Source organism: Paenibacillus sp. J31P13 (assembly GCF_056269295.1).
In genome coordinates this window covers 1-13332 of record NZ_JBWDNR010000008.1, presented here as the reverse complement: position 1 = coordinate 13332, position 13332 = coordinate 1, and the positions used below count along the sequence as shown (strand labels likewise).

Below are 13332 nucleotides of genomic sequence, written 5' to 3'. Positions count from 1 at the left end.
AACTGCAACCCGAAAGATAGACACTTTAGAAAAAGTGATCATCTTTCGGGTTTTGTCTAGTCAGGGCAATGATCAGAACTTCAATTTATGATTCTGTTCACCGCATAGAGCTATCTAAACCAGTGCACCTATACCCTCCTGTTCAAATTCGAGAGATACCTCATTATGTTGTAAATAATCCTTAGTTGTTTTAAAAAGCATATTTTTAAGTATTTGTTTAAAAAATGCTTTGAAAAATGTTCATACTCGACCTAAGCAGGGGGGAAATCCTGATCAAAGGTCTATTTTATGACAAAGCAACTTCCAGTATAGTTCATATGTATGATAATACTAGGAGGTTTTAACGCATGACAGAAGCCGTTTTGCAGCTTCGCAACGTGACCAAATCGATTGGTGGACGTAAGATTGTCGACAATCTTAGTTTCGATATACCCGCAGGCGAAGTATTCGGATTTCTCGGACCGAACGGTGCCGGTAAGACGACAACAATACGGATGATTGTTGGCTTGATATCGATGTCGAAGGGCGAGGCCCTAATTAAAGGTGTATCCGTCCGCGAGCACTTCGAGCTTGCCATGACGCATGTAGGAGCGATCGTCGAAAACCCGGAAATGTATAAATTTTTGACCGGTTATCAAAACCTTGTTCATTTTGCCCGTCGGCATAAAGGCATTACGAAGGAACGGATCAATGAGGTCGTTAAGCTTCTCGGACTTCAGAACCGTATTCACGAGAAGGTTAAGCGTTACTCTCTCGGCATGAGGCAGCGGCTTGGCGTTGCCCAAGCGATTCTGCATCGTCCATCGTTGCTCATCCTTGATGAGCCGACAAACGGGCTCGACCCTGCGGGCATTCGAGAACTGCGCGATTATTTGCGCAAGCTCACGAGAGAAGAAGGCATCTCTGTCATCGTCTCTTCCCATCTTCTGTCCGAAATGGAGCTTATGTGCGACCGGGTTGCGATAATACAAGCCGGCAAGCTCATTGATATTCGCTCGTTGCAGGAAACTCGCGATTCGATACAGTCGAAAATCGTTATCGAAGTCGGCGATTTACTTGCCGCTCAACAGCTGCTATCCGCCATCTTCGATGCAACCCGCATTACGGTGAAAGGCAATCAGCTCGAAATTGCGGCTGACAAAGCTGCCATCCCCGATATTACCAGGCTGCTTGTAAGCTCGGAGATTGACGTGCTCGGCATTCAAGTGGCGCAGAAGTCGCTTGAAGAACAGTTCTTGGAAATTACCGGAGGTGAGATGGTTGTCTAGTCTGTCTAATCTAATTCGAAACGAAAATATGAAAATATATCGTCGTCCTCGTACATGGCTTATGATCGCCTTCCTCGTTTTAACAATCGCATTGATGAGCGGCATCATGAAGTGGGAATCAAGCCAAAATAATACGATCGACTGGCAAAACAACCTGACCGAACGGAATAGCAACATGCAGCAGGAGCTTCAAGAAAACAAAGAACTCTCGGAAGAGGACAAAACATACTTCGCTAACGAGATCAAGCTCAATGAATATAATTTGGAACAAAATATAAATCCTAACGAATTGTCATTATGGAATTATGTAGATACATCATCATACTTAATTATTTTAGCGACGATTCTAACCGTCATTATCGCTGCCGATATGATTGCGGCCGAATTCACTTGGGGCACGATCAAGCTGCTGCTTGTCGGTCCGGCTTCGCGCACGAAGATTATGATCAGCAAGTACATCGCCACGCTTGGGTTCGCGCTTCTGCTGCTCATATTGACATTTGCGTCTGCTTACGCGGCCGGAGGTATTCTCGAAGGCTTCGAAGGAACAAGCCAAGCAAAAATATCGATTACCGATGGCGGAGTTATCCAAGAAAGTTCCTATTTCTTGAATTCGTTGGAGAAATACGCTTTCTCGATCGTATCAATGCTCATGTACGTAACGATGGCTTTCATGATTTCGTCCGCGTTCCGCAGCTCTTCGATGGCTATAGCCTTTTCGCTTCTGTTCATGCTGGTCGGCAATACGTTATCGGCGCTTCTCAGCGGCTATAGCTGGGTCAAGTATTTGCTCTTCTCCAACATCGACCTGACGCAATATATGCAAGGTGGGTCGCCGCTAAGACCGGAAATGACGTTGACGTTCTCGATTATGATACTCGTCGCCTACTACATTGTATTCCAATTCTTAGCTTGGCTACTGTTTACGAGACGCGACGTCGCCGCTTAAGGGCCATTCCAATACTAAGAACCTCGGGCACTGCTTACAAGAAGCTGTGTCGAGGTTCTTCTGTTTTAATTCAATTAACGTACCCGTTAGAGCAATCTTAATATTTATTATCCTAAGTCAAAAGTTGACCAGCCGTGTGCTTCTAATTCATTACACGTAGCTCGGAAATACTTGTAACCTTTGCGTGAATGCAATTTTCGAATCCATTCGTAAAATGTTCTTTTGTAAGGAAAAACGAATCGAGCTCTTGGTTCAGTGAAGAATTCAATGTATGGCGTCTTGTCAAAAGCATCTCTCCAACCGACACAGCTTGTTTCTTCTTCTTTTAAATCGGTTTTTTCAAATTCAGTCGATGAGTTTGCATAATTAACCCAGTTCTTTCTACACTCATCGAATCGAATTTGAGCCTGATTACCTTCGAAGTCGGTATAGATTAATCCGGTTTTATCTATAGAATTAATCACTGTGTGATGAATTATTATTTTTCTCACCTTGTAATCCCCCTCATTCCCAAGATAACCCGAATTGTACCACACATGCGTTTATTATTGTTGAAGAAAACTGCCTGTTAGCGTAACGGAGATCTACCACGCGGCAGCCCTTCTGGTGTTTAACTATCGTTACCCGTTAGTTGAACGCCAACTATAACTAAATGAAGGCGGTTTAATACGAGCGAATTCTCTATGTACTAAAGCAAATTTGTTATCTGTAAACCACAATGGTTTTGAAAATGTAATCACCTCATTTTCCCCGCGGGGAGTAATCTCTTTCTTAATATCTACCTTTACATCGAGGATTTCCAAATCGGATCTTTCATCAAAAAAGCTATCCAGCGCTAACTCGTCGCCTTCTTCTACATCATAGAACATTGTTGTCGTCGTTCCTTTAATGTGAAGTAAATCGCGCTCATCGATTACCCATTTGAACTTTTCCACAATATGTTGGCATGGATGAGCAAAGTACAACCAACCTTCACCACTGGGGAGGAAAGTAACAATAACATCCTCCATAGCGCCCGGAGCAAATAAGTCATCTAAGGACCACAAACCAGTAATTCGCATTTCTAAAGACAACGTCTTCCCTCCATATTCATTGGAATAAGCAACCGGCCTTTGACAGGCTTCCCTTGCATTTTATTGCGCTATCGTGTCTCGTTAGCTCAACGCTCTGTAGCAGTTTGTGCGAGAAACTGGCCGCCGCGCATCGCAAACAATAACCCTTTCAAACAGATATTTACAAATGTTTGCCGGTGGTGTCAGCTTCGCTGGTACTCCCCCTTGTTATTGCGAGCTTATCTTGCGGAAGACGATGACTTGCCCGCTTTGGCCGATACGGAAAAATAACTCATCTCAACGGTTGAGACAGATTTTGGTTTCGGTTCTCCCATCGTTTTCTCTGACACGCCGACCTGACTTTCATCAGAGCAGTCCCGTCGGTATCTCCCCTCGTCCAACTTCATGTCAATAAAATCGACGACCTGCTGCAGCGAGGCTATTTGGCTGACGATATTTTCCCGGTGGCTCCTTAAGTGTTCCACCAGTTCGGGATATTCCGCGGGATCAGAATCGGCGGAAACCGCCAAAAAAGGCCGAATTTCATCCAACGGCATTCCCGTTTTTTTCAGGCAAGATATCAGCCGGATCGTATTGATGTTCTCCTGCCGGTAGATGCGGTGCCCGTTATCCTTCCGGTCTGCACGGGGCAGAAGCGCGATCTTTTCGTAATAACGGATCGTATCCTCAGAAATTCCGGTTTGCTCGGTGGTTTGCTTTATCGTAAAAGTTTGCTCTTCCTTCATCCTGTTCCCTCCCGGAAATTGTTATTTTGTGTATTATACCATCTTAGTGCTGGCTCCAAGTCAAGTCTCTTATCATTAGGACAAAAACTTTTTTTTGCGCCTTGACTTGGAGTCGACTCCAAGTTATAGAGTGTTCACTATCAGGTATATATCGATATCAGGAGGAGACGTACTATGAACAAGAACCAACATAAAAATATAGCATTGATTACGGGCGCAAGCGCCGGGATCGGGTTGGAATTAACCCGCAAATTGCTGTCGGAGGACTGGCAGGTGGTTGCTTTGAACCGTTCCGACTTTCCGACGGACGATATGAGAATCCAAGAAGCCGTCAAAAGTGGATGGCTTCGAATTTATAAAACGGCTGATCTTGCCGATTATGCCAGCTTGAGAAGGGCTTTGGAAGAGATAAAAGACAAGGAACAGCGGATCGATATTTTATTCAACAACGCCGGCGGGTCCTTTCCTGAGCTGAGCTATTCGAAACAAAGACGCGAAAAGCATTATGAGCTGTTGACGGTCGTTCCGTATATCATTCTTATGGAATTGAAGGAACTCATAAAAAGCGGTAGCTTAAAAACGGTGATCAATACCTCATCTTCAGCGCTAAAGTTTACGAAAGAGTTTAATATCGAAATTCTAGAGCGCCCCAAAACCTTCCGCAAGCTGATTGGTCCTTACGCCACTTCAAAGCTAGCGCTTTCGCTGTGGACTCAGGCCATCGCGTCGCAACTTGCCAAGGACGACATCAAGATCCGCAGTGTTGACCCGGGTAGCAATAATACGCTAAGAAAAGGAAAAAAATCCGGACTGCCCATATTGGTTATACCGTTGATGAAGCTGTTTTTCTCACCTCCTACCCATGGCGCGGACAAGCTGTATGAGGGTGCTCTCGGGGAACACCATAATGAGACCGGCGTATTTTTGCTGAAAGGTCAGGTTGCCGAAATAAAATTTAAAGATCAAGCGCCGAACGTTTTGGAAAGGATTAATATGATTTACGAACACGAATTTTTACAACGTAATTTTTAACCTTACGGCTGTATTAACCTGCCCGTTAGTTTAATAAAATGAGCAGGCTTTGGTAGCCTGCTCAAAGTTATGATATTCAACTATCGTCTCAAGTCAGTTCCGATGGATTCCATAAAAACACCTCTCCTGTCAGCAATCGGTATACATTCTTGGCGTTTTTCGGCATTCGGTACATATTCTTGACTTTGCACATTGCCAAGAATATGTACCCATAAAGCAAAAAAACCGCGATTTACGCGGTAATTAATCGGCTCATATTCTTGTCCTCCGACATTTCCCGTTAGCTTAATCCTCGTTCGTGTATTGCCTTCAATATCTCATGTGCAATTACATTACAATCATTAGATTTCTTAAAGTCCTCTTCAAAGGCTTGAACTATAGTTAAATATTTTTCTAATCGGGGAAGTATAACGTTCTTGTCCTCAGCCAGGGGCAAGAAACGTAATTCCTTAATCAAAAAAAGCCGCTAAATTAGCGACTTTCAATCAAACAATTTTCTTTTCCTAAACCTTTTCCTTTGTATTTAATCTAACATGTGCGTTTCTTAATGAACAGTTGTATCTGATAATCCCATTGCAATATTCCAGTCACAATAATGTTATGAAGAACAAAATCTGGACACACATCGTATTCCGTCTTTGCCCTTTCAAGTAAATTTTGTAATACAGCATTCTTATTCTCTTCGGTACAATTTGCACACAGATAGTCCCCTTCTGGTAGAACAGTCAGTTCCTCTAAAGACGGATATTTCAAGCAAACAGCAAATAACCGTGTTATTCCTTCAGTCGTGAACATTCCCGCCATATCTTCAAACAGAAATTGTGAATGTAGAGACGTTTCAATTTGTTGATAGAAATGTCTGTGATAGTCCCATAAATTCTTAAGTGTGGGGCTTTCCATTTTATTCGAAAGCATAATTACCCTTTCCTCTATGTGTCTGACAAAGTAATTTTCACTTTGACTATAACCGTTGTGGAACTTATTTTCATAATGTAGATAGGCACGTTTAATTTTCGATTTTGCATACTGCAGACGAGCAATTTTGTCGTCTGCTCTTTTTTCTGCCTGTTTTAGAAATGCAATTACTTTAGAGAGATCATTCTGCTGCAAAATATCTTTAATATCCATTAAAGTAAGATCCATTGCTTTGAGCAGTTCAATGGTTTGCAGCTTTACGAGCTCCTGCTCGGAATAGTATCGATATCCCGACAATTCATCTTTATGGCATGGCTTGACTAATCCAATACGATCATAATGCCGTAAGGTCTCACTGGTCATCTCTACGATCTCTGCTGCTTGCTTAATTGTAAAATAGTTGTTCATATCTACCCTCTTGACCTTTTTGTAACACAAAAGTTTATGATGATTAAAACATATGCGACTGATAAACGCAACGAAATACAAAAATGAATTTATTACCAGAGAGGAAGGCAAACATGATAGAACTAAATCATGTATCAAAGGATTATCAAAAAGCATTTGTCCTTAAGGACTTTACGTTAAAGATTGAGACCTGTGGTATTTACTCCTATGCTATTACCGCAGTTTTGGTATCAATGGTGAATACATTTATCCATCTGGTAGTTGACCCCATCAATAAGACACAAATCATAGTCAATCTGCTTGAACTTTGCCGCTGGTGGGAAAATGGTGTTATCCTTGCATTTCTTCAGTAGTTTGCCTTTTTGCTATTGACGGCTATATTCCTGCATGGATTGCTGTCTATGCAGTCATATTGGTATGGTTGGCTGACAGATCCTACTTTAGTGACTATCATTTTGTGTATTTATTTCAATCCAACCCTTGCAACATATTTGGGTAGACTTTTTCACGATCATTATGTTCAACTCTAATGCTTTGTTGCATATCGGAATTTGTCTGCATAGCAGCTTAGGATTGGCATTCGTAGGACTGGTTATATTAAAAAGAAAAATGATTTAACGAAGGAGCATTTTATAATGAAAAGTACTGCAAAAAAATTACTAACTACTATAGGCATATTGGTGACACTATTGATATCATTGGCAGGATGTTCCTCCGACTCCAATTCCATGGAGGAAAAAAATTACATCATCCCTGCCCAAAAGATTGATACCTTAACAATTGATGTAAAGGACAAAAAAATAAATATCCTCCAATCTAAAGATGAACAAATTCATATTGTTTACTATGAAAATGAGAAAGATTTTTACAAGATTGATCTATCTGACGATAAAGAACTGTCAATGGTAAGTGACAGTAATAAGGAATGGAACGACTATATCGGAGGAAAAGGCTCGCAAGTAACCAGAACTATTCAGGTATGGATACCTGATGCAACTTTAAAAAATTTGACTTTAAAAACATCAAATGAAAGTATTGTATTACCAACAATCGTGTTTTTAGGGACAGTGGAAGTAAACATAAATAACGGAAATATCCAACTGGACAAATTGAATGTAGGGACGGCTATAACCCTTGAAACAAAAAACGGAAATATTAGCGGTTCAATCTTAGGGTCATATGATGATTTCACGATCTTAAGCAAGGTAAAGAAAGGAGATAGCAATTTGCCTGCCAATAAAGAGAATGGTTCAAAAAAATTATCTGCTTATACAAATAACGGCGATATTACCTTACAATTTTCTGAGTAGCCAGTAGTTAAATATTAGCTCGTATGAAGTCAGATACAATATTGAAAGGAATAACCCCTGTTTCACTTTTGAAACTTCTGGTCCTACCTCTTCGACTATTCCAACGGCCTATGACCGATAAAAAATCCCTCTTGTAATGGAAAATCACCTTGATAAAATTGTTGATCCGACTCTTAAATCGATTATCTTATGATGTACCCGAGGACCAAAATTAAGCTTAATCGTGACTTCCATCAAAAAAAAGTATAAGCCGCATTACAGCGGCTTATACCTTCATGATTTTGTTTGACTGTCTTGAACCGTCCTTTGGAACTGAATGTATCCGATGCATATAAAAAGTACTACTATTGATATATTTAAAATAATACCGTATATTGGATATTCAAACTATCCTGCCCGTTAGCTTAATAAAGAAGAGGAGCAGTTCACCGTAGCAAACTGCGCCTTGTTTGTTGAACTAAAGTTCCCCGTTAGCTTAATGATCAGCACTTCTTATTGCTTTTAAAAATACTTTTACATTCCTTATTAAACTAACCTTTTGTTAAGAAGCCTATTACGTTATTCTTGATACCATCTTTCATCAAATTCAAGGTTTAAAGCTTTTCCTAAATAGTTCCCAAATCTAACAAACCCTCGTCCTCTTGCTGTAATTATATTTCCATCTTGCACTACCATATCTTCTGAGTAATTTTCTATTTCGAATACGCCAGACTTCTCCATATTTTCTTTTGTCATCCCTACAGTATATTTTTTACCTATTAAAACGCCTGCTTTTGCTAATAGGAATGGAGAGCTAGATATACTTGCAATCACCGTTTCTTTAGTAGCTACTTGTTTTATGAAATCAAATAATTTTTCTTCTTCATATAGCGACGTAATATCCATACAACCCGGTAACAAGAGGCTATCTATTTCTTCAAAGTTAATTTCATCAACAGTAGCATCAGCTACACATGATAACCCTGACTCACCTTTTATCGATTGGTTGTTTAATCCAACCGTAACAACTGGTTTCTTTCCTTGCATTAGAATGGATAACGCTACAGTTAATTCATATTCGCTGAATTGAGGATATAATAAAACAGCTGTTTTTTTCACTAAAATTCTCTCCCTACCAAATATCTCTGTTTAACGATACAATGTATTTCAATTATACGTAAAAGTACACTTTCTTTCATTAATTAAACTACCCGTTATCTTAATAACGAAGGGGAGCAGCTAAACGTAGCAAACTGTGAGCCAATGTCTACAATTCCCGAATATACAATCAGGTTTATTAATTGTTTAGAGCTTTTTTAATTTTATCATTTAAATCTTTATCTCTCGCGATAGTAATGTATTCGTCCGATTTATTAAAATAGTTTTTTGAACCTAGTATTAATAGTTGGTCTTCACCATTTTCTGAAACTACATATTTATATTTCCCATTATCATTAGCTTCCTGTTCTACAATATCAATTTCTTTACCGTTCTTATGTTCAAGATGTACAAGCTCGAATATGCCACTATCTGTTTTAATGTACATCGAGTAATTTGGATTCGTATTAAAAAATGCAGTGTACTTAGAGTTATGTATTTCTTGAATGTTGAGCCCCTCTTGGTATAAATGATCGAGCATATCCTTAGCATGTTGATATTCGCTTGGTACAACTAATGGTTTTGATTCCTCTCGTGAACACCCTAAAGTCAAGGTGCTTAAAACGAAGACGAAAATGACACAGATTTTCCTTAACAAAGTAATCAACCTCCTAGTCATATACTAATATTTATACTAAACGATTACAAATTTCTTCAAATCAATAACGAACAGCGATAAGATGAGCATTTTGGATATTGAATAAATCACCTTTGTTGAATTTTGCAGTGTTAATTATAAAATAAAGAGGCTGATGTATTTATTAATACATCAGCCTTTTATTTTTGGCGTTAAAAATTCGTAATTTTTCGCATCATGATACTATTTTTTTGTACTATCAATCTCATTGTTCATGCAATTGGCTTAGCGTATCCGCTCCAGCTGCATATCGATAGCTTTTCGTTTCATACTTATTGCTTAGCTGAAATACTTGATTGTCGGGATTAAAAGTTACTGTATCCGCATATTCCGTCTTTAATGCCTCTTGAACATGTACAGAATTGATCTGACCATTTATGTTTTTAAAAATATAAATTTCCTGTGCATGGGTCAGAACAATAGCCTCCGTTACTTCATCACCGTCCAGATCTTGTTCATAAATGTGCTCTGCATCCATTTGTTCATATACTACAACCCCATCTTGATTTGAGGAAATCCAATACACACATCTTCTCTCAGGGCCGCATTTACCATCCAATCGAAAATCAGCCAATCCAAAAGCATCACTTTTCTGAAGTTTCACTTCACTCATTTTCCCATAACCAATCTCGTAAAACTCCTCGTTTGTAAGCTGGAATCCAAAATATGAAATTGGTGCATCCTCTGATTTTGTGTAATCCATATATACCCCTAAATCATCTAAGGAGACTGATTCCTTAATTTCTATAGAGTTTAACGCTACACGTTGTAAAGTCCATCCTCTAACTGCCTTATCTGTATCAGGAATGACACTTAGAACCTTAGCAGGCTCATAATTCAGTACAATCTCATCAATAGAGGTAGCTTCCGAACCCATTGTCGCTTCTGTGTCTGTTAACTTTATAAATTGAAAGGCAGAAGGCAGCTGATCAAAGAGAGGTAGAATTGATATGCAGATCATAAGACCAATTAGCGGTGCAACAATGTAGAAGAGAGGTCTGGTCATATTCTTCCTCTGATTCTGCTCAACCCGTGTAATTACCCTTTGTTTCATCTCCTCAGAGAATACTCCTTTTCCTACTACACTTGCCTTAACCATTGCTGACCAATTCCGTTTCTCAGTTTCCATCGACCAGATTCCCCCATTTCTTTTCAACTTCCTTACGCGCTCTGTTCAGTCTGGACTTTATCGTCCCTTCGGGTATATTGAGCAATTTTGCCATTTCTTGAATAGTCAATTCATGCTCCAAATTCAGAATAAGAACCTCTCGTAGCTTTCGTGATAAACCCAAAATAATTTCTCGGATTTCCACAGCCGCCTGATTCCCCATATATGCAACCTCGGCTGACTGAACATTCTGTTTGTACTTCACATTCTCGAACAACAGAATCCTGCGAAAGTAGCTAGACTTCATCTCATTAATCGCAATGTTTCTTGTAATGGAAAATAACCACGTTTTGAAAGATGATTGTCCCCGAAACGTAGACATTTTGTAATGAACCTTAATAAAGACTTCCTGTGCAATATCTTTTGATTGTTCGTAATTCTTGGTTAATGCGTAGGCATATCTCCACACATCGTCCCCGTATTGAGTCATAAGATTATACAATTCGGTACTTTCGACTTCTTGTATATATTTCAAGTATTCGGATTCCATGTTTTTCCTCCTCTCAACCTATTAGACAAGATTAAGTGCCCAAAGTTCCCTAAGTTCCTAAGTAATTTTGAAAGAAAACTTGGAGCTAGCTAAGTTGTGTAAAAAAGCAAAACCCCGACCTCTTGCAGTCGGGGTTAATATAGTGGAGGTGAGTGGCTTTGATACTCTTTATATACAGAAAATATAATACCACTAACCTTTGCTGATGGACTATCGTTTGATAAAAACTGAATTTAACGACGAAGGGCTGCCACCTGGCAGCCCTTTTGTTATTCAACTATCGTTACCGTTTAGTTTAACGACATTGTAAGCTCATACTATATTTCCTTTTTGTTAGTTCCGTAGAAAAGGACGCCACATTAGCATGTTCCAAGAACATGTCTAATTGAAAACAAAAACCCGCAATTTATGCGGGTAAGAACAGCTGGAATATGCAGAGTTATTTTTTCTCGAATATGATTACAGTTTTGGGATTCGCCATATATTCTACGGTCGATTCCAGCAGCTCAGACACAAAACGTACTGGTACAAACGTACTGCCTTTCTTCAACAGCAATGGCGTATCAAAAGAAACCGTTTGTCCATTCACGACCGCTTTCTTCTCATTTACGACCCAGCGGATTGTCATGTTGTTTTTGTGGATCGTTACTTCTTTTTTGCTTTGGTTCCAAGATACTTCAGAACCAAGCCGTTCAGACACAAATCGAATCGGTACATAAGTACGGCTCGACGTTATAAATGGGGCTGTGCTGAGCTTAAAAGCACTTTCCCCTACGTAAGCGGTCGTGCTGCCGATTACTAATCGTTGGGCTTTCAGCTGATTACTAGGGTATCCTTCCCCAGAAAGCTTATTAAGAAGCTGATACGTTTTGGTTGTATTCCCCAGGTCCAAGTAGTTATCATTTAATTGCAAACCATATCTTATCGCTCCTGTATCATAATGTGTATCGAACTTATGGTTTCTAATCGGCTCCAAGTTCCATACTCGGTTATCAGATAAGTACAAGTTTCTTATTTGCAAAAGTGGTTTCAAAGGCTCCAGATTGTAAACCAAATTAGACGTGAGATTCAAGGTATCCAGGTTCGTCAGCTTTTTCAAAGGGGCAAGCTCCTTGATTTGATTGTTCTCCGCATAAAGAGATCTCATTAGAGTCATTCCTTCAAGTGCGCCAATATCTGAAATCCGATTGCTCCCGATGTTAAGATTCATCATGCTTTTGGACAGTGGTTTAAGCGAACTCAGGTCCGTGATCCGATTGTTCGCGAGATCCAAATTCTTTAGCTTGATCAATTTGCTTAAGGGCCCAATATTCTCAATCTGATTCCCGTTCATTTCTAGCCATGTTATTTGTGTAGCCGTCGATAAAGCCTGTATGCTCGAGATTTGATTATCATTCGCTTCGAACGTATGCAATCGCGGAAAACTCTTAACGACCTCAATTGACGCAATTTTGTTCGAGTTCGCTTGCAAACTACCCATATCCGTCATCGAGGATAAAGCCTCGATTGAAACGATCTGATTCCTCGAAATATCGAGACCCCGAATCTTAGTCAATGATTTGAGCGGTTCAATATCATTAATTTCATTATTAGATAAATCAAGGTGCGTCAAATTAGAAGCGTATTGCAAGCCATGCAGGCTTTTAATTCTTCGATTTGAAAGATCAACAACGGTTAAGGATTCCATATCTTTCTGCATAACGGCTTCATTTTCATTCTTTTGTAATACTTGTTTGATAGCTCGCTCCAATTGCTCGTCCTGAAAGTTTACTTCCAAAGAAGCCTGCTCCATAGATGCCTGTCCAGGCAAGCTAAGACAAACGACGAGGACCAACAATAGCCCTGATAAGAGTTTACTTATAACCTTGCTCATTACGTTTCCTATCTCCTCTTCTATTGGTGTCTATACATGGTTTGACGTTCCTAATCGATAAAGGTTGCGATTCACTTTTTTCCTTCAAGTTGCATAGAGAGATATTTTTCTGTTAAAAAAGGCGTTTTATTAAACTATCCTGCCCGTTAGCCTAATAAGAAGAGCAGGCCACCGTAGCGCCTGCTCATCATGTGTGTTATTCAACTATCGTTCCCCGTTAGTTCAAAGAACAGTTCATCAACAAATTATCACTTCACTCTTTCGGAAATATTTTTACTTATTTCTTCAGGATTTTCAACACCAATGATCAACTTTGATATTTTGAACTTACCAACTTGAAAGCTATT

14 protein-coding genes are annotated in these 13332 nt (G+C 39.6%); 5 read left to right on the top strand and 9 right to left on the bottom strand.

Annotated features, from left to right (window positions below):
* The first annotated feature begins 347 nt into the window (after positions 1-347).
* Positions 348-1268, top strand: a complete 921-nt coding sequence (locus AC0YOD_RS22340; protein WP_475801543.1) for an ABC transporter ATP-binding protein — start codon at positions 348-350, stop codon at positions 1266-1268.
* Entirely contained in the window at positions 1261-2217 is a 957-nt protein-coding gene (locus AC0YOD_RS22335) for an ABC transporter permease (protein WP_475801542.1), read from the top strand. Before AC0YOD_RS22340 ends, AC0YOD_RS22335 begins: the two co-directional genes overlap by 8 nt.
* Positions 2218-2324: 107 nt before the next feature.
* Here the strand turns inward: AC0YOD_RS22335 and AC0YOD_RS22330 are convergent, their stop codons facing one another.
* From AC0YOD_RS22330 to AC0YOD_RS22320, 3 genes are all read right to left on the bottom strand, one after another.
* Positions 2325-2708: a hypothetical protein gene (locus AC0YOD_RS22330; protein WP_475801541.1), complete on the bottom strand. Its 384-nt coding sequence runs from the start codon at positions 2706-2708 to the stop codon at positions 2325-2327.
* 129 nt (positions 2709-2837) lie between these two features.
* The gene (locus AC0YOD_RS22325) at positions 2838-3290 is read right to left on the bottom strand and encodes a hypothetical protein (RefSeq protein WP_475801540.1); all 453 of its coding nucleotides are present in this window, start codon (positions 3288-3290) and stop codon (positions 2838-2840) included.
* 218 nt (positions 3291-3508) lie between these two features.
* Complete coding sequence (locus tag AC0YOD_RS22320; protein ID WP_475801539.1) at positions 3509-4015, bottom strand: MerR family transcriptional regulator; 507 nt, start codon at positions 4013-4015, stop codon at positions 3509-3511.
* 174 nt (positions 4016-4189) lie between these two features.
* On the opposite strand from AC0YOD_RS22320, the gene AC0YOD_RS22315 reads away from it, so the two are divergent.
* Positions 4190-5047, top strand: coding sequence for an SDR family NAD(P)-dependent oxidoreductase (locus AC0YOD_RS22315; protein WP_475801538.1), 858 nt, complete (start codon positions 4190-4192; stop codon positions 5045-5047).
* 528 nt (positions 5048-5575) lie between these two features.
* On the opposite strand, the gene AC0YOD_RS22310 is transcribed toward AC0YOD_RS22315, so the two are convergent.
* Complete coding sequence (locus AC0YOD_RS22310) at positions 5576-6370, bottom strand: MerR family transcriptional regulator (RefSeq protein ID WP_475801537.1); 795 nt, start codon at positions 6368-6370, stop codon at positions 5576-5578.
* A gap of 83 nt (positions 6371-6453) precedes the next feature.
* On the opposite strand from AC0YOD_RS22310, the gene AC0YOD_RS22305 reads away from it, so the two are divergent.
* Positions 6454-6723 carry a hypothetical protein gene (locus tag AC0YOD_RS22305; RefSeq protein WP_475801536.1) on the top strand — a complete coding sequence of 90 codons (270 nt, stop codon included), beginning with the start codon at positions 6454-6456 and terminating at the stop codon, positions 6721-6723.
* A gap of 282 nt (positions 6724-7005) precedes the next feature.
* Positions 7006-7680 (top strand): DUF4097 family beta strand repeat-containing protein, encoded by a 675-nt coding sequence (locus AC0YOD_RS22300; protein ID WP_475801535.1) that lies wholly within the window; start codon positions 7006-7008, stop codon positions 7678-7680.
* A gap of 558 nt (positions 7681-8238) precedes the next feature.
* On the opposite strand, the gene AC0YOD_RS22295 is transcribed toward AC0YOD_RS22300, so the two are convergent.
* The 5 genes from AC0YOD_RS22295 to AC0YOD_RS22275 all read right to left on the bottom strand — a co-directional run bounded on the left by AC0YOD_RS22295 (position 8239) and on the right by AC0YOD_RS22275 (position 12985).
* Entirely contained in the window at positions 8239-8778 is a 540-nt protein-coding gene (locus AC0YOD_RS22295; RefSeq protein ID WP_475801534.1) for a DJ-1/PfpI family protein, read from the bottom strand.
* 178 nt (positions 8779-8956) lie between these two features.
* On the bottom strand, positions 8957-9415 hold the full coding sequence (locus tag AC0YOD_RS22290; RefSeq protein WP_475801533.1) for a hypothetical protein: 459 nt from the start codon (positions 9413-9415) through the stop codon (positions 8957-8959).
* Between the two features lie 244 nt (positions 9416-9659).
* A complete protein-coding gene (locus tag AC0YOD_RS22285) occupies positions 9660-10583 on the bottom strand; it encodes a hypothetical protein (RefSeq protein WP_475801532.1) in 924 nt (307 codons plus the stop codon).
* A complete protein-coding gene (locus AC0YOD_RS22280; RefSeq protein WP_475801531.1) occupies positions 10573-11112 on the bottom strand; it encodes an RNA polymerase sigma factor in 540 nt (179 codons plus the stop codon). The genes AC0YOD_RS22285 and AC0YOD_RS22280 overlap by 11 nt, the downstream gene beginning before the upstream one ends.
* A gap of 439 nt (positions 11113-11551) precedes the next feature.
* Complete coding sequence (locus tag AC0YOD_RS22275) at positions 11552-12985, bottom strand: stalk domain-containing protein (RefSeq protein ID WP_475801530.1); 1434 nt, start codon at positions 12983-12985, stop codon at positions 11552-11554.
* Between the last annotated feature and the right edge of the window lie 347 nt (positions 12986-13332).